Origin of the sequence: Bosea sp. AS-1 (assembly GCF_002220095.1) — a bacterium.
Classification (GTDB): Bacteria; Pseudomonadota; Alphaproteobacteria; order Rhizobiales; family Beijerinckiaceae; genus Allobosea.
In genome coordinates this window covers 2513282-2535114 of sequence record NZ_CP022372.1, presented here as the reverse complement: position 1 = coordinate 2535114, position 21833 = coordinate 2513282, and the positions used below count along the sequence as shown (strand labels likewise).

Below are 21833 nucleotides of genomic sequence, written 5' to 3'. Positions count from 1 at the left end.
AGGAGGGAACCACTCTGCGCGCATTGATGTACGTTTGCCGGCCATGAGGGCAGGCACGAGGCCGATATCTTACTCGGCGTCCGCTGCCGCCTTAGCCGCTTCCTGCTTCTTCTCGACGCGCCGCACCGAGAACACCGAGAGTTCGTAGAGCAGCAGCATCGGCACGGCCAGCATGAGCTGTGACAGGATGTCCGGCGGGGTCAGCACAGCTGCCACGATGAAGACGAAGACGATGGCGTAGCGACGCTTGTCCTTCAGGAACTGCGAATCGATGATGCCTGCCTGTCCGAGCAGCGTCAGGATCACCGGCAGCTGGAAGGCAACGCCGAAGGCGAAGATCAGCGTCATGATCAGCGAGAGATACTCGCTGACCTTCGGCAGCAGTGCGATCCCCGCCTGCGTCTCGGTCGCGGCCTGCTGCATGCCGAGCGAGAACTTCATCAGCACCGGCATGGCAAAGAAGAAGACCAGCATCGCGCCGAGGGTGAAGAACACCGGCGTCGCGACGAGATAGGGCGCGAAAGCCGCCTTCTCGTTCTTGTAGAGCCCCGGCGCGACGAATTTGTAGAGCTGCGTCGCGATCACCGGAAACGCGAAGAAGCCAGCACCGAAGGCCGCCACCTTGATGTGGGTGAAAAACAGCTCGAGCGGACCGGTATAGATCAGCTGCGCATTGGCCGCATTCCCCGCCGCCCAGACATAGGGCAGCACGAGGATGTTGTAGATCCGCGTCGAGAAGCCGAAGCAGATGAAGAACATGATCAGGAAGGCGATCAGCGACTTGATCAGCCGTGAACGCAATTCGATCAGGTGATCGAGAAGCGGCGCGCGCGAGGCCTCGATCTCGTCCTCGCCCTCGCGAGGATTGGCGACGCTCATGCGGAACTCCCCTCGCCCTTCACGGCGGCTTTCGGCTTGCGCTTGCGGGCGGTCTTCGCGGGCGCGGCCGCCTCGTCCTGAGCCGCGGCTGCGACTTCAATGACGGCTGTCTTGGACCGGCGGGCACGAGCCGGCTTGGCCGACGCCTCATCAGCCGTCGCGACATTCGCTGCAGGAGCCTCCTCCGCTGGAGCAACCGGCTCTGCCTTCGGCTTGCGGGCACGGACCGGCTTGGCTGGCGCCTCATTCACCGCCGTGACCTCCACCGCGGGAGCTTCCCCGGTTGAACCGGCCGGTTCGGCTTTCGGCTTGCGGGCGCGCTTCGGCTTCGCGGCCGGCGCTTGGCCGGCGACGTCGACCGGCGGCGGTTCGGGCACCGGAAGCGCCGCCAGCTTGGCTTCCGCCTCCTTCAGCGCCGCTGCGTCCGGCTTCGCCACATCGCCGGTCCCGGCCAACGCTGAAAAATCCTTGGGCTCCTCGATCGGCTTGTAGTCGGTGCTGGGCGTCGGGCTCGTCTCGAGCGCGCTCGAGACACTGCCGCCGACATCCTCGACCTGCTTCTTCAGATCCGCGAGTTCGGCCTCGCGCATCGCCTCGTTGAACTGGCCCTGGAATTCGGCCGCCATGCGCCGCACCTTGCCGACGGTCTGGCCGACCGTGCGCAGGACTTTCGGCAGATCCTTCGGGCCGATCACGACGAGCGCGACCGCGCCGATCAGCACCATTTCGCTCCAGGCGATGTCGAACATCGAGGGCTCGTCCTCTGAGAGCACGCGCTGATCGGGTTGCAAGGCAACCGGGATCGGATCAGCCGTTCTCTATCAATCTCATGGAGACGGATGATCGGCCGGGTCGCACTGACCCGGCCGGATCCGGCTCTCGCACGCTTCCATGCAGCCGCGAGCGGCCGAACCTCGGAAGGCGCGCATGACCAAACCGCGTCGCTGGGACGCAGGCTTCATCAGGCCTTGTGCTCAGCCTTGGCCTGCGCCTGAGCCGCCGCATTGCCGGCCTGCGTCTGGTCGATCACCTTGGGGTCGACATTCGTCGCGCTCGGCGTCGACTCATCGTCCTCCGCCATGCCCTTCTTGAACGATTTGATGCCCTTGGCGACATCGCCCATCAGTTCCGACACCTTGCCGCGCCCGAACAGCAGCATCACGATGACGCCGACGACGATCCAGTGCCAAATGCTCACGCCACCCATGGCGAAACTCCTCCGAAATTGCTCTGACCGGGGGCAATCCCCAACCAAATCGCGACCCGGTCGATCACTCGGCGGCGGAACCTATTGACCTGCCGCCGGAAACACAAGGACTTCGTCCAGCGAATTGCGCAGCCGATCGCCTCACCCACAGCAACAGAAAAGGTCGCATCGGACTGCCTTCACCCACCAGCGGTACCTTGCCGCAGCCGGGCTGGCCGCCAGCGCCCCCTCAATATGGGGCGCTGGCGCGAGAAATGAACAGCTGGACGCCTTGAGGCGCTTAGCCGTCACCGTCGTCGAGCGGCGAGAACAGGTCGCCCAGCGGGTCCTCGTCGTCGCGCAGACCCGGATCGTCATCCGGGACCGGCACGGTGAGGTCGCGCGTCAGGCGCCCTTCGATGAAGCCCGCCCCCTTCAGCTCCTCCAGCCCCGGCAAATCGTCGATGCGATCGAGGCCGAAATGATCGAGGAAGCCCGGCGTTGTGCCATACGTGACCGGCCGGCCCGGCGTGCGTCGCCGCCCACGCAAGCGTACCCAGCCGGCTTCCAGCAGGATATCGAGCGTGCCCTTGGCGGTGGCAACGCCGCGGATCTCCTCGATCTCGGCGCGCGTCACCGGCTGGTGATAAGCAATGATCGCCAGGATTTCGAGCGCGGCGCGCGACAGCTTCCGGGGCGGCTCTGCCTCGGCCGCAAGCAGATAGCCGAGATCGGGTGCCGTCCGGAAGGCCCAGCCGCCCGCCACCTGCCGCAGATTGACGCCGCGCCCGGCATAGAGCTCCCCGAGCCGGACCAGCACCTGCCCGATCTCGATGCCGGCCGGCACCGATCGGCCGAGCTCCTCTGTCGACAGCGGCATCGTCGAAGCGAAAAGCAGCGCCTCGACGATGCGCAGGCCCTGGGCAAAGGCTTCCGCCCCGCCGCCATCCTCCTCGTCGAAATCTTCCGCGATCGCAGCCGTCATCAGGCGTCCCGTCCGGCAAAGGGCAGCACCGGCGGCCGGGCGGAACGCCGGCGGACGGAGATCGGCGCGAAGGCTTCTTCCTGCCGGATATCGAGCATGCCTTCCCGAACCATCTCCAGCATCGCGGAGAGCGCCGAGGCCCGGACCGTCGCCTTCATCTCACCGGCCGGCAATCCGTGCGAGCGCATATAGGCGGTCAGGTAAGGGTCGATCTCGGTCCAGTCACCTGCCTCGCCGACGAGCCTTTGCAAGGCTTCGCGTGCCTCGACCAGCGACCAGACCAGGCGATGGCCGACCGAGATGTGCCCCTGCACCCGTTTCTGCCGTTGCTGGGCATAGGCCGCCAGCAGATCGTAGAGTTCAGCCTCCCAGACCGGACGGGCGCCGGCGACGATCTCCTCGGGCGCGCCGCGCGCGAAGAAGTCCTGTCCGAGCCTGTCGCGCGAGGCGAGCTTGTTCGCCGCGGCCCGAATCGCCTCCAGCCGACGTAGGCGCAGGGCAAGCGCCGTGGCGAGATCGGCCGCGCTCGGCTCCTCGCCCTTGGGCGGCTCGGGCAGCAGCAACCGCGACTTGAGATAGGCCAGCCATGCCGCCATCACGAGATAATCGGCCGCGAGTTCGAGCCGGAGCGCTCGCGCCTCCTCGACGAAGGCGAGGTACTGCTCGGCAAGCGCCAGAATCGAGATGCGATGCAGATCGACCTTCTGGCGGCGGGCGAGATCGAGCAGCAGGTCGAGCGGCCCTTCATAGCCGTCGACATCGACGACGAGCGCGGGCTCGTCCTCACGCCGCTCACGATCCTCCTCGAATGGCAATTCGGCCGTCATGCTGGCCTACGTCCCCGTCATGTTCACGCAATCCCCCGGGCGCCTCCCAAGGGACCCGGGACACTCCGCGAAAATGTGCGATCAACCCCGCAGGGAGATTCGGCCTTTCAGCCCTGCAACGCAAGGGCGCTGGCGAGTTCGGCGCGCGCGGCTTCCAGGTCGATCGGCTCCGGCTCATGGCGGATGCGGCCGAGTGCGGCAGCCGCCCTGCGAGCCCGCGCCCCACTCATCTCCGGCACCACCCCGGCAATGGCCACCATCTCCTCCATGATGCCGTGGCAATGCAGGATCACGTCGACCCCGGCGCGAATGGACGCACGGGCCTTGGCCTCGAAAGAGCCCGAGAGCGCCTTCATCGAGATGTCGTCGGTCATGATCAACCCGTCGAAGCCGATCTCGCCGCGCATGATCTCGCGAACGATCTTGCGGGAGACGGTCGCGGGATGCTTCGGGTCGAGCGCGGTGAAGACGACATGCGCCGTCATCGCCAGCGGCATGTCGGCCAGGTGGCGGAAGGGCCGCAAATCATGCGCCCTGAGCTCGTCCAGCGTGGCGTCGACGATCGGCAGGTTGTGGTGACTGTCGGCCCGCGCCCGGCCATGGCCGGGCATGTGCTTGATCACGGGTAAGACGCCGCCGGCGATCAGCCCCTCCGCCGCCGCCCGGCCGAGACGCGCGACCTGGTCGGGATCATGGGCATAGGCGCGGTCGCCGATGACGTCGTGGCTACCGGCGACCGGCACGTCGAGCACGGGCAGGCAGTCGACGTCGATGCCGACGTTCTTGAGGTCATGCGCCATCAGCCGGGCCGAAAGCCGAACGATCTCGCGCTGGCGGATCGGGTCGTTGATGCTCAGGAAGGCACGCGCCGGCGGATATTTCGGCCAGAGCGGAGGGCCCATGCGCTGCACCCGGCCGCCCTCCTGGTCGATCAGGATCGGTGCGTGCCAGCCGACCGCCTCGCGCATCTCGGCCGTCAGCGCGGCGACCTGCTCGGGCGACTGCGTGTTGCGCTTGAACAGAATGAAGCCCCAGGGCCGCGCGTCTCGGAAGAAGGCGCGCTCGTCGGGGGAGAGGCTCGTGCCGAGGCAGCCGGCGATGAAGGCGCGCGAAGTCATGGCACCGGGTTAGGAAGAGGTTGGGGCGCGGTCAAGCCGGCCGTCGCCGACGCATACGATATGCGATGACGACGGCCGGCGATTTGTCACTTCACCTGCTGGAAATTCTGCGCGTTGAAAGCATCGAAGGGCAGTTCGGCGATGCGGAACCAGAGCTGCTCCTTCTTCCAGTACGGCAGGAAGGAATCATAGAAGGTCTTGAACTGCGCGTTGCTTGCGGCGAGCTCGGCATACATCGCGAAGGCCTCCTTGTAGGCCGCCGCCATCACCTCCTGCGGGAAGGCGCGCATCTCGGCGCCGTTGCCGACCAGCCGCACCAGCGCATCGGGATTGCCGTGGTCGTATTTGGCGACGCACAGCGCATTGGCCTCGGCGCAGGCCGCCTCGACGATCGCCTTGTAGGACGCCGGCAGCGCGTTCCACTTGTCCATGTTGGCGAGGAAGGAGACGTTGGCGTTCCCCTCCCAGAAGCCCGGATAATAGTAGTATTTCGCCACCCGCACGAAGCCGAGCTTCTCGTCGTCGAACGGCCCGGAGAACTCGACGGCATCGAGCGTGCCGCGTTCCAGCGCCGGGTAGATGTCGGCGCCACCAATGGTCTGCGGCACCACGCCGAGGCGCGCCATGATCCGCCCACCGAGCCCGGCGATGCGGAACTTCAGCCCCTTCAGATCCTCCAGCGTCTTGATCTCCTTACGGAACCAGCCGCCCATCTGCGCGCCGGTGTTGCCGGAAGGAATCGTGTAGCAGTTGTAGCCCTTCATGAAGGCACGGCAGAGTTCGAGGCCGCCGCCCTGATAGAGCCAGGCGTTCTGCTGACGGGTGTTGAAGCCGAAAGGCAGCGAAGTTTCGAAGGCGAAGGCCGGGTCCTTGCCGATATAGAAGCTCGACAGCGTGTGGCTGCATTCGATGGTGCCGTTCTGCACGGCATCGAGCGCCTGAAGCGCCGGGACGATCTCGCCCGCGGCGAAGACCTGAATCTGGAAATTGTTGTCGGTCGCCTCGGCCACGCGCTTGGCGACATGGGTCGAGATTCCGTAGAGCGTGTCGAGGCTCTTCGGATAGCTGGAGGCCAGCCGCCAGCTGATCTTGGGCTGCGACTGCGCGATGGCGGGCGCGGCGATGGCGGCGCTGCCGGCGGCTCCCGCCCCGGCGACCTTGACGAACTGACGACGATCCATGGCTAATCCTCCGCTCGATGCTCATGGCAAGGCGGCGGTGCCGCAGACGCATCGTTGGCAGCTAAGTCGCATGCAGGTTCCGGCACGGCAAGAGCGCTCGTCAAGCGTTCCCGACACTCGCCGGACATGCTCCATCGCCAACGCGGCCGGCACGAAAAAGGGCAGCGCCCGAAGGCGCTGCCCTGTCGCATGATCGAATGCCGTCGCCTTAGTTCTTGGCGATGAAGCACTGTCCGCCTGCAGCCTGGAGCTGCGAGCACATCGATGTAGCCCCGTCGCGCGAATACGGCCCGACGCGCAGGCGATAGACCGTCTTGCCGCCGGCGAGTTCCGTCTTGCGGATGATCGGCGACTGGCCGTTGAGCTGCTGCGGGTACTTGCGCTGCAGCGCCGCGAAAGTGGCCTTGGCCTCCGCCTCGCTGCCCGGAGCGCCGAGCTGCACGACGAAGTCCCCGGTGCCGGCCCGAATCGCGGCATTGGCGGGCGCTGCCGGCAGGGCCGCGGCTGCGGGAGGAGCACTGGCGAGACGCATGGGCGCAGCGGGTGTCGTTGCGGCAGGCGGCGTGGTCGCGCGTTCCTGGGCCTTTGCGGGCGGCTGCGGTGCGGCGGCGGCCGACGGCAGGTTCATGCTGCCGGGATTGCCGGCGATCGAGCGGCTCGGCGCCGAACCGGTTGCGAGCGGCTTGCTGCCATTGGCGTCGGCAGCCGCGGCGGCCTGCGCCGGCGTGCCATCCGGACGGATCGCGACGGTGCGGACCTTGCGCGGCTCGCCCAGACCCGGCACGGCCGGCATGGGCGTCAGCGCCGGCTCGGGCATGACGATGCTGCGCTCGGCTCCGGCCGGAGCCGGGGCGACCTCGCCCGTGCCGGAACCCGGTCCCGGCGAGACGCCCCGCACCGGCATCGAACGGGCGGCCTGCTGAATGTCGACTGGCTGCTCCTGGTTGTCGACGAGCTTGGTCTGCCCCTGCGGCGCCTCGGCAGAACGCTCGTAGATCTGCTTGTTCTGGTTCGGGATCTCGGTGCCGCCCGGATTGGTCGGCTCGACCTTGACCGGCCCGCTATCGGCCGCAATCACCGGTGGCTGCCCGTTATTGGTGGCCGAGCCGCCGCGCAGCAGCATGGTGCCCCCAACGCCGAGAACACCGACCGCGATCACCGCCGCAGCAGCCCAAAGCCCCTTGCGCGAGCGCCGCGGCTCGAGATCGGGCATATCGTCTTCCGCATATTCGGGCTGATACGTCCCTTGCCCGGCATCATAGCCGTGGGCTGGCGCCTCGGCCTCATAATGCGGCTCCTGATAGTAGCCCTGCTCCTCGTCGAGATCGCGCGGGACGGGCGCGCCCTGAACCGGCAAGGGGCGACCATAGGCTGCGGGCGCAGGCTGCGCGAAATCCTCGGCCTCGGGAGCGGCCTCCTCCGGCTGATATTGCGGCTGCGGCTGGGGCCATGACGGTCGGGGCGCCGCACGACGCTCGGGCTCGGTACGGCGCAGCAAGGCCTCGAACTCGTCGAGAGCGCCGCGCATCTCGGCCGGAGGCTCGGAGACGGGCGGCGGCACGGGCGCCGGGCGCGGAGGCACCACCGCGAGGCTCGGCTCCTGGCGCATCGCCGGTTGCACGGCCTGCGGCCGACGTTCGGCAAAGATGTCCTTGAGCGGGTCGTCCTGACTGACGATGCGGGTCAGCTCCGCCAGCGGGTCGGGCGACTGAGCGGGGCGCTGCGCCTGCCCTGCCCCCCGGAGCTGGCGCTCGAGATCTTCGAGATCGAGCGCGAAACGATTCCTAGCTGGCTCACTCATGGTACGATCCATTCCAGCACAAGCCGCTTCTCCCTATGGAAGAACCGGGAACTCTGTGCGGTCAACCTGACCTTGTGCGCGCCGCCGGAAAGCGACCGTCAGCGCATCTCTTCCGGCGCCGCAACTCCGGCGACAGCCAGACCGGAAGCAAGGACGCTGCGCACCGCATGCACAAACGCCAATCTCGCCAAGGTCGACTTTCGATCAGTTTGATTAACGAACCGTAATTGCGGCGAGTCTTTGCCCTTGTTCCACAGCGAGTGGAAGGCGCTCGCCAGTTCATGCACGAAGAAAGCGACGCGATGCGGCTCATGTGCCGCGGCAGCTCCCTCGATGATCCGCGGATAAGCGGCGATCGACTTGATGATACCGACTTCCGCCTCATCCGTCAGGATGGAAAGGTCCGCCTGCGACAATGCGGCCGGCGACAGGTCGAGATCCGGAAAGGCCTCGCGGGCCTGCCGGAACACGGAGGCGCAGCGTGCATGCGCATACTGGACGTAGAAGACCGGGTTGTCCTTCGACTGCTCGACGACCTTGGCGAGATCGAAGTCCAGCGTCGCGTCATTCTTGCGGAAGATCATCATGAAGCGCACCGCGTCACGGCCGACCTCGTCGATGACCTCGCGCAGCGTGACGAAATCGCCAGAGCGCTTCGACATGCGCACCTGCTCGCCGTTGCGCAGCAGGCGCACGAGCTGGCAGAGCTTGACGTCGAGCGAGCCCTCCCCGTTCGTCACGGCCTTCACTGCGGCCTGCATGCGCTTAACGTAGCCGCCGTGGTCGGCGCCCCAGACGTCGATCATCTCGGGGAAGCCGCGCGTGAATTTCGAGCGATGATAGGCGATATCGTTGGCGAAATAGGTATAGCTGCCGTCCGATTTCAGCAGCGGCCGGTCGACGTCGTCGCCGAACTTGGTGGCGCGGAACAGCGTCTGCTCGCGATCCTCCCAATCCTCGTCCTTCTGGCCCTTTGGCGGCGGCAGGCGCCCTTCATAAACGAGGTCGCGGGCGCGCAGATCCTCGATCGTCTGATGCACGGCGTTGGAATTGCCGTCCCGGCCCTGCAGCGAGCGTTCCGAGAAGAACACGTCATGCACGACGCCGAGCGCGGCAAGATCGTCGCGGATCATCGCCATCATGCCGTCGATGGCAGCCTGCCGGACAAGCGGAAGCCAGTCCCATTCAGCCTTCTCGCGCAGGGCTGGCCCATATTGTTCCGCCAGCGCCACACCGACCGACTTGAGGTAGTCGCCCGGATAGAGACCCTCGGGGATCGCGCCGATATCCTCGCCGAGTGCCTCGCGGTAGCGCAGGAAGGCCGAACGGGCGAGCACGTCGACCTGCGCGCCAGCGTCGTTGATGTAGTACTCGCGCGTCACGTCATGCCCGCCGAAGGCGAGCAGGTTGGCCAGCGCGTCGCCGAACACCGCGCCACGGCCATGGCCGACATGCATCGGCCCGGTCGGGTTGGCGGAGACATATTCGACATTGACCTTCGGCGCGGGCTTCGGCGCGCCGCGCCCGTATTCCGTGCCCGCCTCGATCGCAGCCTTCAGGATCGCCGTGAACACCGCCGGCTGCAGCGTCAGGTTGATGAAGCCAGGGCCCGCGATCTCGGCCTTGTCGATCTCGGGGTCCTTCGCGAGTTCCTCGACCAGCAGCGTCGCCAGCGCGCGCGGGTTCGTGCCGGCGTCCTTGGCCAGCACCATCGCCGCGTTGGTGGCGAGGTCGCCATGCGCCGGATCCTTCGTCGGCTCGACCACGACGCGCGCGAGATTGAGCCCGGCCGGAATGGCGCCTCGCTCGGCAAGCGCCGAAAGCGCGGCATGGAGGCGAGCGGAATAAGTCTCGAACAGGTTCATTGCGGCCACTGCGGTTTGAAAGCCGCCCGGCCCTATCGCAGCGAGGGAGTGACGTCAAACAGGCGGCGGTGCTCGTCGAGCGCGTACCAGTCCGTCATGCCGGCGATATAGTCGGCGATGCGGCGCATCCGGCGCGCTTCGTCGAGCCCGTCGCAACCGGCTGCCCATTCGTCCGGCATCGCGGCCGGGTCGGTGCTGAAGCGCCCGAACAGATCCCTCACCACGCGCGCCGCCTGCGCCCGGATCGGCGCGATGCGCGGGTGGCGATACATGTTGGGATAGAGAAAGCCCTTGATGTCGCGGTCGGCGGCCTCGATCGCCACCGGGAAGGCCACGACCGGTTGCCCGGCCCGCCGGATCGCATCGGCGTCGGCAGGCTGCAATGCCGCGAGCCGGGCCTGCGATTCCGCAATCACGTTCTCGACGAAGCGGGTGATGACGCGCCGAACCAGCTCGTTCGTCAGCCGCGGCTTCTCGAGCCCGGGATGGAGCCGCTCGATCTCGTCGAGCAGTTCCGCCAGGAACGGCACGGAGCGCAGCTCCGCATGACCGAAGAGACCGGCCCGCAATCCATCATCGATGTCATGGGCGTTGTAGGCGATGTCGTCGGCGAGCGCGGCCGCCTGCGCCTCCGCGGAAGCGTAGCTGTCGAGCCAGAGATCCTGCCGATGCTGGTATTCGACGATCGCCGCCGGAATGCCGGTCTTGGCATAGCGCGCGGTCGGGAGCCCCTCGCGATCGAGCAACGGGCCGTTGTGCTTGACCAGCCCCTCCAGCGTCTCCCAGCTGAGGTTGAGCCCGTCGAAATCGGCGTAGCGCCGCTCCAGCCGGGTCACGATCCTCAAGGTCTGGGCGTTGTGATCGAAGCCGCCGAACCCGGCCATGCATTCGTCGAGCGCATCCTCGCCGGTATGGCCGAAGGGCGTGTGGCCGAGATCATGCGCCAGCGCCAGGGCCTCGGCCAGATCCTCGTCGAGCCCGAGCGCTCGCGCCAGGGCGCGGGCGATCTGCGCGACCTCGATCGTATGGGTCAGGCGCGTCCGGTAGTGGTCGCCCTCATGCGAGACGAAGACCTGCGTCTTGTGCTTGAGTCGCCGGAAGGCGGTCGAATGGATGATGCGGTCGCGATCGCGCTGGAATTCTCCGCGCGTGGCAGAAACCGGCTCCCCGACCAACCGCCCGCGGCTGAGGCTGGACCGGCAGGCATAGGGCGCGCGCCAGCGCTCGCCGGGCTCGTGACCGGATGGCAGGAACTGGCCTTGTGATTGCGGCATGGCAGCCTCGCCGCGCCCACCTGCTTGTGGAGGCGCTGCCGCGCCATTACCTTTCCGGGCAGCCAGGGTGCAAGGCGCATCTGCCCAGGGAGCCCGAATATGTCGACCGATCTCGCGGTCAACCCACGCGGCATTGCCGTGACCGAGAACGCTGCCAAGCGAATCCTGTCCGTGATGGCGCACGAGCCTCCGGGCTCGATGCTGCGCGTCAGCGTCTCGGGCGGCGGTTGCTCCGGCTTTCAGTATGTCTTCGACGTGGAGCAGGAAAAGGCGCCTGATGACCTCGTCATCGAGCGCGACGGCGCCACGGTCCTGATCGACGAGACCTCGCTCGACCTGCTCGAGGGCTGCACCATCGATTTCGTCGACGACCTGATCGGTCAGTCCTTCCGGATCACCAATCCGAACGCCACCAGTTCCTGCGGCTGCGGCACGTCCTTCGCGATCTAGCGAACAGTCGCGGAGAAGAGCGCCGCGCTCGGCCCGGTCAGGCCGCCCGTTCCGAACCGCGGACCGGCGAGGCGGCGATCGTCTTGCCGAGCCGGGCAACGGACGCGCCCAGGACGATATCGCCGAAGACGCGGACCAGATCGCGGTCGAGCTTGTCGCCCATCGCGATCAGCACGGCAAAGGCTTCCTCAGGCGGCATCGATGGCCTGTAGGAGCGACGTTCGATCAGCGCGCCATAGATGTCGCAGATGGTGATCACGCGCACCGGGTCTGAGATCCGGTCGGCCCCGATGCCTCGGGGATAGCCCGAGCCATCCAGCATCTCGTGGTGAGACAGCACGGCGTCGAGAACGAGCGGCGAGAACCCGCCTTGCGCGACCAGCATGTCGTAGCCGATCTGCGGATGTCGGCCGACGACCGCGCGCTCCTCCTGCGTCAGCGGTCCGGCCTTGCGCAGGATCGCGAGCGGGATTCGCGCCTTGCCGACATCGTGCAGGACGGCTGCGCTGGTGATCAGCCGCCGGTCGGCCTCGTTGAAGCCCAGCCTGTGCGCGAATGCAGCCACGAGGCCGGAGACGAGCAGGCAGTGCTGGTAGGTCGCATCGTCATGCCGCCAGACCATCTCCAGCCAGCTATCGAGATCGGCATCGGCGGCCGCCCGGTTGATCGCCTCGACCCCGTCGCTGATCGCCTGGACGGGCAGAGCGTCGCCGGAGCCGGCCGCTTCGAGCAGATCGGCAAACGCTGCGGACGCCCTGACGAAACGTTGCTGCAGGACAGCTTCGGGCCCCGCTTCACGCAGCAGGCCGAGCATCGCCCCCACCCTGTCGAGCAGGTCCGGCTGCGACGTCCCGACCGGCAGGACCGCCTTGGCCCCCAGCGCGTTCGCCTGCATCTGACAGCGTGGCGACATGTCGCGCAGCAGGAACAGGAACGGCGCTCCCTGACGCCGGTGCGGAGCGAGCGCGGCGCGCGCCAGCTGGATCATCGCCGGGTCGGAAAGATCCAGGTCGACGATCAGCAGCCGACTGTCGGCAGCACCGATCGCATCGACCTCCGTCGGGTCGAAGCTCTGGCATGCCCCCCAGACCGAGAGCAGGCGTTGCAGCGGCAGCCGCTGCTGGTCACGATCACTGACAAGGAGGACGATGGGACGAAATCTCCGGCAAGGTCGCCCATCTTAGCCCGGCCCGTTGACGAACCGTAAAAAACACCACTCGGAATCCCTGCCGAGCGGGCCCTCGCGGCACAAAAAAGCCGGCAGGGACGATGTCCTTGCCGGCGTACTTACCGAATGCTCAACGCGATCAGTGCGAGCCAGCCATGCCGCCCGGCTCCAGCCGGATCTCGGCGGCCATCAACCCCTTCGGTCCCGGTCCATAGCGCACCAGCACGGTCTGCCCGGGCACCAGCTCGACCATCCCGTAACGGCGCAGCGTTTCCATGTGCACGAACACGTCCGGCGCGCCCTCGCCCTTCGAGACGAAGCCGAAGCCGCGCAGCCGGTTGAACCATTTCACCACCATCCGCTCCAGCCCGCTCGTCGGGGTGACGGTCACGTTGGTGCGGGCGATCGGCATCTCGGAAGGGTGCCGGGCCGCGGAGGTATCGATCGAGAGAACGCGAACGGCCTGCCGCCCCCGTGCCTTCTCGATCGCTTCGAGCACGATGCGAGCACCTTCCGCTATCGTATTGAATCCATCTCGCTTCAGGATGGTGACGTGGAGCAGGATATCCGGACCGCCCGTCTCGGGAACGACGAAGCCGTAACCCTTCGAAACATCGAACCATTTGACGTATCCGGCGAGCTCGACCGCGACGTCCGAGGCACCCTGGCCGGGGCCATCGAGCCGCACGACGCGATTGAGTGACTGTATGGGACCCATCGGTGGCCGCCCGCTCTCACCGAATTCGTCGGACATGTGCCGCTCACCCCACGCAGAACATCTTGATTCGTGACATGACGATAGCACTGCTGCGGATTCGGGATACAGCCCCCATCCGGTCTTCCACATGATCCGCAGCCAAAAATCTCCGCTCGGCGCAAAATCACGGTCGTACCGAGGAGATCCTGTGCCGCGGACGGCGACATCGAGCCTCGTCGCCATTCCCGCCCGGTCAGGAGACGAGCGGCGCCAGGGCCTTGCCGCTCTCGGCGCGGATCACGAGGTCGGCGATCGGATCGAGCTCCGTCGGCTCACGGTTGAGGATGACGAGCTTGGCGCCCTGCCGCTTCGCGATCACCGGCAGCGTCGCGGCCGGATAGACCACCAGCGACGAACCGACGACGAGGAAGAGGTCACATTCCAGAGCCAGCGCCTGCGCCCGCATCATCGCCTCCTGCGGCATCGCCTGGCCGAAGGAGATCGTCGCCGATTTCACGGGCCCGGTGCACATCAGGCAGGCAGGCGGCTCGCCCGTTTCCTCGAAGGCCGGGCGGATCGCCGCAAGCTCATGGCGCCACCCGCAATCGAGGCAGGTCGCATAAGTGCCGTTGCCGTGCAGCTCGATCACCTGATCGCCCGGCACACCCGACGCCTGATGCAGCCCGTCGATGTTCTGGGTGACGATCGCCGGCGAGCGCCCGTCTGCGACGAGGCGGGCCAGGGCGAGATGGCCGACATTCGGCCGCGCATCGCGATAATGATCGTCCATGGTGAATTTGCGCCGCCAGGCCTCGATGCGCGCTTCGCGGCTATGCACGAAGGCCTCGAACGGAATCGGCTTGTTGACCATCCAGGGCGAGCCTGCCGTGCGGAAATCCGGCACGCCCGACTCGGTCGAGATGCCAGCCCCCGTGAAGCTGACGATGCGGTCCGCCCTGTCGAGCATGGCATGGAGCTCGGCGATCGCATCCTCGGTTTCGTCCTGCATCAGCACGCTCTCTCGCTGGAATTGGAGGCTTCCCAGATATGGGCGAGCGTTGCGACGCTTCCAAGGCGATTGACGCAAGGCCCGCGCCGCCGCAAAGCAGGCTGATCATGCTGACCTCATCGTCCGCCGCCCTGAATCCCGATCTCATCGATACCGGCACGCCGCCGATTCCTGAGGCGCAGGGCTGGGCCCGGCGCTATGATGGCAGTCGCGGCCCGCTGATCGACCTCTCGCAGGCCGTGCCCGGCTCGCCTCCACCCGATGCGTTGCTGCGCAAGCTCGCGGAAGCGGCGGCCGAGCCCGGCAGCGCACGCTATGGCGGGATCACCGGCGACACCACCCTGCGCGAGGCCTATGCCGCCGAGATCTCACGGGTCTACGGCGCGTCGTTCGCCCCGGCGGAGGTGGCGATCACCTCCGGCTGCAACCAAGCCTATGTCGTAACGATGATGGCGCTGGCACGAGCCGGCGACAACGTGCTGCTGCCGACGCCCTGGTACTTCAACCAGGAGATGACGCTGACTATGCTCGGCGTCGAACCGCGCCCTCTGCCCTGCATGCCCGAATCAGGCTTCGTGCCCGATGTCGCTACGGCGGAGGCGCTGATCGATGAGCGCACCCGCGCAATCGTGCTGGTAACGCCGAACAACCCGACTGGCGCCGTCTATCCGCCCGAAACGATCGCGGCCTTCGCCACCCTCTGCGCAAGGCGCGGGCTCTGGCTGGTGCTCGACGAAACCTATCGCGACTTCCTGCCCGAAGGTGTTACCAGGCCGCATGAGGTTTTTGCCGCAAGCGGCTGGCAAGACTCCGTGATCGGTCTCTATAGCTTCTCGAAGGCCTATGCCGTGCCGGGCTGGCGTCTCGGTGCGATCACGGCTGGCAAGCAGGTCGTCGCCCAGGTTGGCAAGGTGCTCGACTGCGTGCAGATCAGCCCCGTCCGGGCCGGACAGTCGGCAGTGACCTGGGGCATCGACGGCATCCGCGCCTGGCGCGAACGCAACCGCGCCGAGATCAATGCCCGCGCCGGGCTGTTCCGCGAGACGATGGCGCCGCTGAACGGCTGGCGCGTGCTCTCGGCAGGCGCCTATTTCGCCTATGTCGCTCATCCCTTCGCCAGCCTGAAGGCGGCTGAAGTCGCGCAGCGGCTGGCCGAAGAGCGCGGCGTCCTCGCCCTGCCCGGCCCCTATTTCGGCCCGGGACAGGAAGAGCATCTGCGCATCGCCATCGCCAACGTCGCGGCCGACCGGATCGGCTTGCTCGGCAAAAGGCTGACGGGGTTTGCGCTCTGAGGTTGCCCGCGCGGCCCGCTCAGCGGAACATTGCCGCGTAGCGGTCGCGATAGGCCCAGACCAGCAACAGCCCCAGTACGACGAGGACCACCGCGACCGGCAGGCCTTGCGGGTTGATCGTGGCGTGGAACAGCACGATCACCGCCATGACCGGCGCGATCAGCGCGAGCCCGAAGGCCGGCACGACATTCGAGATCAGGCTCAGCGCGCCGGTGAGGTTGATCGCCTTGATGAAGGGCCAGATGAAGCCCGAATCTTGCAAGGCCGTCTCGAAGACGACGCCGCGCGGGCTGGTCGGCGGATGGATCAGGTTCACGCCGGTGGCGAGCCACCAGAAGCCGTCGACGGCGCTGACGAGGAAGATCAGCCCCAGCAGGACGCGCGGGACGGTGACGAGAAGAAAGGTCTTCATGGAAATCCAAGGCCGGAGACAGAACGGGCCGGCATCGCGATAAACGATGCCGGCCCGTTCTTGGTCGCGTCAGCCTTGCGCCGGGTTCAATCGGCACGCTGGAAAATCACATCGTCGCGCCGATCTGCCAGGGCACGTATTCGGCATCGCCATAGCCGAGCTGCTCGGATTTGGTGCGCTCGCCCGATGAGACCTTCAGGAGCTTCTCGAAGATCTCGCGGCCCTTCTGCTCCAGCGAAACACCGTCGAGCACGTCACCACAATTGATGTCCATGTCGTCGATCATCTTCTCGTAGACCGGCGTGTTGGTCGCGAGCTTCATCGAGGGCGTCGGCTTGCAGCCATAGGCAGAACCGCGGCCGGTCGTGAAAGCGAGGATATTGGCGCCGCCCGCCACCTGTCCCGTCGCCGCGACCGGATCGTAGCCGGGCGTATCCATGTAGACGAAGCCCCTCTCCTTCACCGGCTCGGCATAATGATAGACCGCCGAGAGTGTCTTGGTGCCACCCTTGGCGGCCGCGCCCAGCGATTTCTCCAGGATGGTCGTGAGCCCGCCCGCCTTGTTCCCCGGCGAAGGGTTGTTGTTCATGCTCATCCGGGCGCGGGCGGTGTAGTCCTCCCACCACTCGATGATACCGACGAGCTTCTCGCCGACCTCCCGCGTCGCGGCGCGGCGCGTCAGCAGATGCTCGGCGCCGTAGATTTCCGGCGTCTCGGAGAGGATCGCGGTGCCGCCATGCTCGACGAGGATATCGACAGCAGCTCCCAGCGCCGGATTGGCGGTGATCCCGGAATAGCCATCCGAGCCGCCGCATTGCAGGGCCAGCATCAGTTCAGAGGCCGGCACGGTCTCGCGTTTCGCCCGGTTGGCGATCGGCAGCATCACCTTCAGCGCCTCGATGCCGGCAGCGACGGCCTTCTTGGTTCCGCCGGTTTCCTGAATGGTGAGCGTGCGGAAGATATCGCTCTCGGTGACGCCATAGGCTTCCTTCATGCGGCTGATCTGGAAGCCCTCGCAGCCGAGGCCGACGACCAGCACCGCGGCCATGTTCGGATTGCAGGCATAGCCCCAGGTCGTGCGCTTCAGCACCTCGAAGCTCTCGCCGTTGTAGTCGATGCCACAGCCGGTGCCGTGGGTCAGCGCGATCACTCCATCGACATTGGGATAGTCGGCGAGCAGGCCGGAGCGCTTGACCTCCTCGGCCATGAAGCGCGCGGCCGAAGCCGAGCAGTTCACCGAAGTCAGGATGCCGACATAGTTACGGGTGCCGGCCTTGCCATTGGCCCGGCGGAAACCTTCGAAAGTCGCCTGCTGCTCCACCGGCAACACGAATTCCGGCTTTGCCTCGGCCGCGTAGGCGTAGTCGCGCTCGAAGGCGTGGAAGCCGGTATTGTGTTCGTGCACCCAGTCGCCCGGCACGATGTCGCTCGTCGCGAAGCCGATGATCTGGCCGAATTTGCGGATCGGCTGGTCCTTTGCGATCGACACGATGGCCATCTTGTGCCCGCGCGGAATGCGCTTCAGCGCCTCGACGCCGGCGGCAGTCACGCCGACATCCACCGGATCGACGGCGACGACGACGTTGTCGGCAGCGTTGAGCTTGAGCGTGCGAGGCGGCGCGGATTTGTCGAGCATGGCGAACCGAAGATCCCTCTCGCCGCGACATACGGCGTTCGCCCTAGAGATGCGCTCAATCGCCCCTGTTTTCAATCGGTTCAAAAGACCGGCCGACCCGCACGGTCCGCAACGAAAAAGCCCGGCCATCGCGGCCGGGCTTCTCTGAACGCAACTGAACTCTAGGCAGCACCACCAGCGCGGATCGACCGCGCCGTGGGATCACATGCAGCCGATCACTTGCCGGCGGCGGCCGGGACAGCCTTCGAGACGATACCTTCGAACGGCTTGTAGGCGTCCTTGGCGAGAGCGGTATAGAGCTCGCCCATCTTGGTGAGCTGGGCGACGGCGCCCTCGAACGAGGTCTTGACGTAGTCGGCCTGGATCTCGAGAGCCTTGTCGAAGGTCTTCACGCCAGCGAGCTTCTCGAGGGTGGCGGTGCCGGCCTCGAAGGACTTCTTGGCATAGTCGGTGGCCTCGACGGCGATGGTCTGGACGCCCTTGGAGGTGGCGCCGAAGGCCTTCAGAGCGGCGTCGACGTTCTCTTTGGAAGCCTTCTGGAGGGTCTCGAACTGCTGGATCATGGTTTTCTCCTGGCACTCTGGGGTGCCGACTCTGGTGGCGAGCCGCGCATGGGCTCGGTCGTGTCGCCCCAAGGTCGTATGAAGAGATCACCACCGGGGACTGCCGCTATATTGTGCAGCGCAACATGAATGTCAAGAGAACGCTGCAATGCACCAAACGCAGACCGTTCCGATCGCAACCGTTCAACTTTTAACGGCTCCGTAACCGCGTCGTCCTAACGTCCTCTGACTGTGTCCTTCGCGCCACGTCATGGTGCGCAGGTCGAGACGTGTGAGTTTTGAGTTCGGGGCCATTCATGGTGCTTGGTTGCGTTGGGTTGCGGCGGCCGCGTCTGCGGGTCGTCGTCGGGCTGATCGGAGTGGTCGCTGTGGCGGCCACCATGGCCACCTCCCCCGCCGAGGCGCGCAAGCGCCGTCATCACGCTGGCGGCGGGGGTTATACCCCCCCCTATGCGGCGATGGTCGTCGATGTGAAGAGCGGCCGCACGCTGCATGCGGTCAACGAGGATGCCGCGCGCATCCCGGCCTCCCTCACCAAGGTCATGACGCTCTACATGCTGTTCGAGCAGATGGAGCGCGGCCGCTTCGATATGGATTCCGAGCTCAAGGTCTCGTCTTACGCGGCCTCGCAGCCGCCGACCAAGCTCGGCCTGCGCGCCGGCACCACCCTGTCGGTCGGCGACGCGATCAAGAGCATGATCACGCTGTCCGCCAACGATTCCTCGGTGGTGGTGGCAGAGAACATCGCCGGCTCGGAAGAGGCCTTCGCCGAACAGATGACGCGCAAGGCCCGCTCGCTCGGCATGGGTTCGACCCGCTTCTACAACCCGCATGGCCTGCCGCATTCGCCGCCGAATCTGACGACGGCACGCGACCTCACCATTCTCGCCCGCGCCATCCAGGAGCGCTTCCCGCGCTATTTCCCGCTCTTCCAGACGCGCGCCTTCCAATATGGCAGCCGCACGATCCGCGGCCATAACCGCCTGCTCGGCAAGGTCGAGGGCGTCGACGGCATCAAGACCGGCTACACACGCGCCTCCGGCTTCAACCTGATGACCTCTGCCAGGGCCGACGGCCACCAGATCGTCTCCGTCGTTCTCGGCGGCCGTTCCGGCGCATCCCGCGACAAGATCATGACCGATCTCGTCCTCGCCAATCTGCCGCGCGCCACCACCAGCGGCCGCTCCTCGGTGATGGTCGCCGAGGCGCCGGAACGCGAGGAGAGGCCGCGTCCCGAGGAGCGCGTCCGGCCGGAGGAGCGTCCGCGCGTCGCCGCCGCCGAACCCGCACCGATCCCCGTGCCGCGCCCGGAAACCGTTTCGGCGCCGCTGCCGGCTGCCGCCCGCGCCTATGCGCCGATGCCGACCCAGACGCCGATCGCGCCGCCGCGCCCGGTTTCCGCCGGCCAGCCGCTGCAGATTTCCAACATGCGCCCGGTCACTGCCACCACGACACCGTCGGCCATGCGCTGGTCGATCGGCGCCCAGCCGGCCGACGCCAAGGTCCTGCGCCCGCCGGCGAACGTCGACACCACCTCGTCCATCGCCAAGCTGGCTGAGCCAGCCGCCGCGCCCGTCAAGGTTGCCGAGAACCGGGCCGAGCCCGTCGCGGCAAGCGTCGCCCGCAAGTCGGATGCGGTCCCCGCCAGGATCCAGGCCCCCGAGCCGGCCCCGGCGATGTCACATCAGGCGGCGGTCGTCGCCTCCGGCAAGTGGGTGATCCAGCTCGGCGCGACCGACGACGAGGCCAAGGCCAAGGAGATCCTCGCCCGGGCTCGCACCAAGGCGGCAGGCTCGCTCGCCAGCGCCTCCGGCTTCACCGAGAAGGTCGAGAAGGGCGGCTCCACCCTCTTCCGCGCCCGCTTCGCCGGCTTCGACGACTCGAAGGATGCGCAGAACGCCTGCGCCAAGCTGAAGCGCGGCGGCTTCTCCTGCTTCGCCACCAAGAGCTGACCGGCCCGGGAAAGGAGTTCACGCCATGTCGCCGACCTACTCCCAGAACCCGGCGCTACCCCCGCTTCAGAAGGACGTCCTTGGCCTGGTTGACGCGAGCGGCAAGGCCGCTCGTGCCGCCGGCATCCGGGTGAATCCGCTTCATCAAAGCCCGGTGGGCTTCGCGGACCGCCTCCTCGCCCGCCCCCGGCTGAAGCCCCAGGATCTCGTAGGCCTCTTGCTGCGTCATCGCGCCCGCGCCCGGCGCGCCGCGCTGCCCCGCGTCACCGTCACGCTGAGCGTCTTCACGCCAGCCGGGCGACCGGCGGTCGAGATATGCCTCTAGCAGGCGGGCTCCGTCGGGATCCCGCGCCAGGCAATCGCGCATCAGGGCGCTGAGATCGGCCGGCGCGAGACTGTCGAGATCGCGCCCGGCATAAGTTCCGCTCCTGGCCTTGCCGCGCATCGCGCCGCTGTCGTGGTCGAGCTCCATCTCCAGCAGGAGCGACTGCACCTTCGACGTCGCGCCTGGCGTCGGGCCGCTGCGGTCGGCCCAGGGAAAGCGGATGCCGCCTGGCCCGGTCGCACTCCAACCGAGCAGCCAGGCGCCGATGCCGCCGAGGAAGACGGCCATGTCCATCCGGCCGCGTGCCATCAGCAGGGCGGCGACGCCGAGCGAGGCGACACCTCCCACGGTCTTGCCGAGCTTGGCCAGGACTTTCGGATTGGCACCGGCAAAGAGCTTCGCCAGCCACCAGACCAGGATCAGGACGGCGACGCCGTAGAGCAGGCTCACCCGCGCCCTCCTTCCATTGCCACGATCAGCCCCTTCACGGCCGGGCTCGAACCGGCGAGGCGCAACATCGCCTCGCGCCCGCCGGCAGCATAAGCCGCGGCGCCGCGCAGCAGCTCCAGCAGAGAAGCCGGCGCCGAGGCGTCGAAACGGGCATGCGCGCCGCCCGTCAGTCGCGCGATTGTCGCGAAGGCAGAACTCGCCGCCGGTTCATGCCCCTCCTGGAAGATGAAGCCGCGTATGCCGCGCAGGCCCAGTTCGCCCGCCAGCGTCGCGAGCGCATCGACATCCTCCTCCATCGCATCGCCGACGAAGACGAAGGCGCGCAAGGGCACGCTCCGCGCCTCGTCGCGCACATGCCGGAGCACCCGCGCGATCTGTGTCTGCCCGCCCTCGCAGGCGATCCGCCCCATCAGCCCCTTCAGACGCTCTGGCTCGCCGACCCAGCCGGAGGCCCGGCATTCGCCGAGCCCGCGGAAATAGACGAGCTGCACCGCAAGGCCGCCGCTTTCGGCTGCAACTTCGAACATCCGCCCCTGCAGCGAGCAAGCGAGATCCCATGTCGGCTGCCGGCTCATCGTCGCATCCAGAGCGAAGACGAGGCGCCCGGCCGTCCTCGTCGCCAGCGGCGCGAGGCGCCTGGCCGCGCCGAGGAAGCGGTCGATCTCGCCCGGCTGCGATGGCCCTGCCGGCACGCTGCTGGCGGTCTTCCCGACGGCCCGATCGTTCTTTTCGCCCATGATGCGTCGGCGGCCTTCCTGAATCG

The 21833-nt window shown here is 67.1% G+C and carries 21 protein-coding genes; 3 read left to right on the top strand and 18 right to left on the bottom strand.

The window, feature by feature from the left end; all coding sequences use genetic code 11:
- Nucleotides 1-69: 69 nt before the first annotated feature.
- The 10 genes from tatC to CE453_RS13815 form a co-directional block, all read right to left on the bottom strand.
- On the bottom strand, nt 70-879 hold the full coding sequence (gene tatC, locus CE453_RS13860) for a twin-arginine translocase subunit TatC (RefSeq protein ID WP_089175123.1): 810 nt from the start codon (nt 877-879) through the stop codon (nt 70-72).
- The gene (gene tatB / locus CE453_RS13855) at nt 876-1628 is read right to left on the bottom strand and encodes a Sec-independent protein translocase protein TatB (RefSeq protein WP_089177886.1); all 753 of its coding nucleotides are present in this window, start codon (nt 1626-1628) and stop codon (nt 876-878) included. The genes tatC and tatB overlap by 4 nt, the downstream gene beginning before the upstream one ends.
- A 212-nt stretch (nt 1629-1840) precedes the next feature.
- The gene (locus CE453_RS13850) at nt 1841-2086 is read right to left on the bottom strand and encodes a twin-arginine translocase TatA/TatE family subunit (protein ID WP_089175122.1); all 246 of its coding nucleotides are present in this window, start codon (nt 2084-2086) and stop codon (nt 1841-1843) included.
- A gap of 280 nt (nt 2087-2366) precedes the next feature.
- Complete coding sequence (scpB, locus tag CE453_RS13845; RefSeq protein ID WP_089175121.1) at nt 2367-3050, bottom strand: SMC-Scp complex subunit ScpB; 684 nt, start codon at nt 3048-3050, stop codon at nt 2367-2369.
- Entirely contained in the window at nt 3050-3877 is an 828-nt protein-coding gene (locus CE453_RS13840; RefSeq protein ID WP_089175120.1) for a segregation and condensation protein A, read from the bottom strand. Before CE453_RS13840 ends, scpB begins: the two co-directional genes overlap by 1 nt.
- A 107-nt stretch (nt 3878-3984) precedes the next feature.
- Entirely contained in the window at nt 3985-4995 is a 1011-nt protein-coding gene (nagZ, locus tag CE453_RS13835; RefSeq protein WP_089175119.1) for a beta-N-acetylhexosaminidase, read from the bottom strand.
- Between the two features lie 86 nt (nt 4996-5081).
- Nucleotides 5082-6176 carry a TRAP transporter substrate-binding protein gene (locus CE453_RS13830; protein WP_089175118.1) on the bottom strand — a complete coding sequence of 365 codons (1095 nt, stop codon included), beginning with the start codon at nt 6174-6176 and terminating at the stop codon, nt 5082-5084.
- A 208-nt stretch (nt 6177-6384) separates the two neighbouring features.
- Nucleotides 6385-7977 (bottom strand): SPOR domain-containing protein, encoded by a 1593-nt coding sequence (locus tag CE453_RS13825; RefSeq protein ID WP_157733035.1) that lies wholly within the window; start codon nt 7975-7977, stop codon nt 6385-6387.
- Between the two features lie 98 nt (nt 7978-8075).
- Nucleotides 8076-9842, bottom strand: coding sequence for an arginine--tRNA ligase (gene argS, locus CE453_RS13820; RefSeq protein WP_089175116.1), 1767 nt, complete (start codon nt 9840-9842; stop codon nt 8076-8078).
- 32 nt (nt 9843-9874) lie between these two features.
- Nucleotides 9875-11116, bottom strand: a complete 1242-nt coding sequence (locus CE453_RS13815) for a deoxyguanosinetriphosphate triphosphohydrolase (RefSeq protein ID WP_089175115.1) — start codon at nt 11114-11116, stop codon at nt 9875-9877.
- A gap of 99 nt (nt 11117-11215) precedes the next feature.
- On the opposite strand from CE453_RS13815, the gene CE453_RS13810 reads away from it, so the two are divergent.
- Nucleotides 11216-11566, top strand: a complete 351-nt coding sequence (locus CE453_RS13810) for a HesB/IscA family protein (protein WP_089175114.1) — start codon at nt 11216-11218, stop codon at nt 11564-11566.
- Nucleotides 11567-11603: 37 nt separating this feature from the next.
- On the opposite strand, the gene CE453_RS13805 is transcribed toward CE453_RS13810, so the two are convergent.
- The 3 genes from CE453_RS13805 to CE453_RS13795 form a co-directional block, all read right to left on the bottom strand.
- A complete protein-coding gene (locus tag CE453_RS13805) occupies nt 11604-12554 on the bottom strand; it encodes an HD-GYP domain-containing protein (protein ID WP_089175113.1) in 951 nt (316 codons plus the stop codon).
- A 319-nt stretch (nt 12555-12873) separates the two neighbouring features.
- Nucleotides 12874-13488 carry a cold-shock protein gene (locus tag CE453_RS13800; protein ID WP_089175112.1) on the bottom strand — a complete coding sequence of 205 codons (615 nt, stop codon included), beginning with the start codon at nt 13486-13488 and terminating at the stop codon, nt 12874-12876.
- 196 nt (nt 13489-13684) lie between these two features.
- Nucleotides 13685-14443, bottom strand: a complete 759-nt coding sequence (locus CE453_RS13795; protein ID WP_472840997.1) for an SIR2 family NAD-dependent protein deacylase — start codon at nt 14441-14443, stop codon at nt 13685-13687.
- Nucleotides 14444-14547: 104 nt separating this feature from the next.
- On the opposite strand from CE453_RS13795, the gene CE453_RS13790 reads away from it, so the two are divergent.
- Nucleotides 14548-15732 carry an aminotransferase gene (locus CE453_RS13790; protein ID WP_089177885.1) on the top strand — a complete coding sequence of 395 codons (1185 nt, stop codon included), beginning with the start codon at nt 14548-14550 and terminating at the stop codon, nt 15730-15732.
- A gap of 19 nt (nt 15733-15751) precedes the next feature.
- On the opposite strand, the gene CE453_RS13785 is transcribed toward CE453_RS13790, so the two are convergent.
- The 3 genes from CE453_RS13785 to CE453_RS13775 all read right to left on the bottom strand — a co-directional run bounded on the left by CE453_RS13785 (nt 15752) and on the right by CE453_RS13775 (nt 18343).
- Nucleotides 15752-16144 carry a hypothetical protein gene (locus CE453_RS13785; protein WP_089175110.1) on the bottom strand — a complete coding sequence of 131 codons (393 nt, stop codon included), beginning with the start codon at nt 16142-16144 and terminating at the stop codon, nt 15752-15754.
- A 106-nt stretch (nt 16145-16250) separates the two neighbouring features.
- Nucleotides 16251-17780, bottom strand: coding sequence for a UxaA family hydrolase (locus tag CE453_RS13780; RefSeq protein WP_089175109.1), 1530 nt, complete (start codon nt 17778-17780; stop codon nt 16251-16253).
- A gap of 215 nt (nt 17781-17995) precedes the next feature.
- Nucleotides 17996-18343, bottom strand: coding sequence for a phasin family protein (locus tag CE453_RS13775; RefSeq protein WP_089175108.1), 348 nt, complete (start codon nt 18341-18343; stop codon nt 17996-17998).
- 380 nt (nt 18344-18723) lie between these two features.
- On the opposite strand from CE453_RS13775, the gene CE453_RS13770 reads away from it, so the two are divergent.
- Entirely contained in the window at nt 18724-20295 is a 1572-nt protein-coding gene (locus tag CE453_RS13770; protein WP_198302339.1) for an SPOR domain-containing protein, read from the top strand.
- A 55-nt stretch (nt 20296-20350) separates the two neighbouring features.
- Here CE453_RS13770 and CE453_RS13765 read toward each other — a convergent pair whose 3' ends face one another.
- Both CE453_RS13765 and CE453_RS13760 read right to left on the bottom strand, forming a co-directional pair.
- Nucleotides 20351-21070: a DnaJ domain-containing protein gene (locus CE453_RS13765; RefSeq protein ID WP_089175106.1), complete on the bottom strand. Its 720-nt coding sequence runs from the start codon at nt 21068-21070 to the stop codon at nt 20351-20353.
- Nucleotides 21067-21807: a VWA domain-containing protein gene (locus CE453_RS13760; RefSeq protein ID WP_248308064.1), complete on the bottom strand. Its 741-nt coding sequence runs from the start codon at nt 21805-21807 to the stop codon at nt 21067-21069. Before CE453_RS13760 ends, CE453_RS13765 begins: the two co-directional genes overlap by 4 nt.
- Nucleotides 21808-21833: the final 26 nt, after the last annotated feature.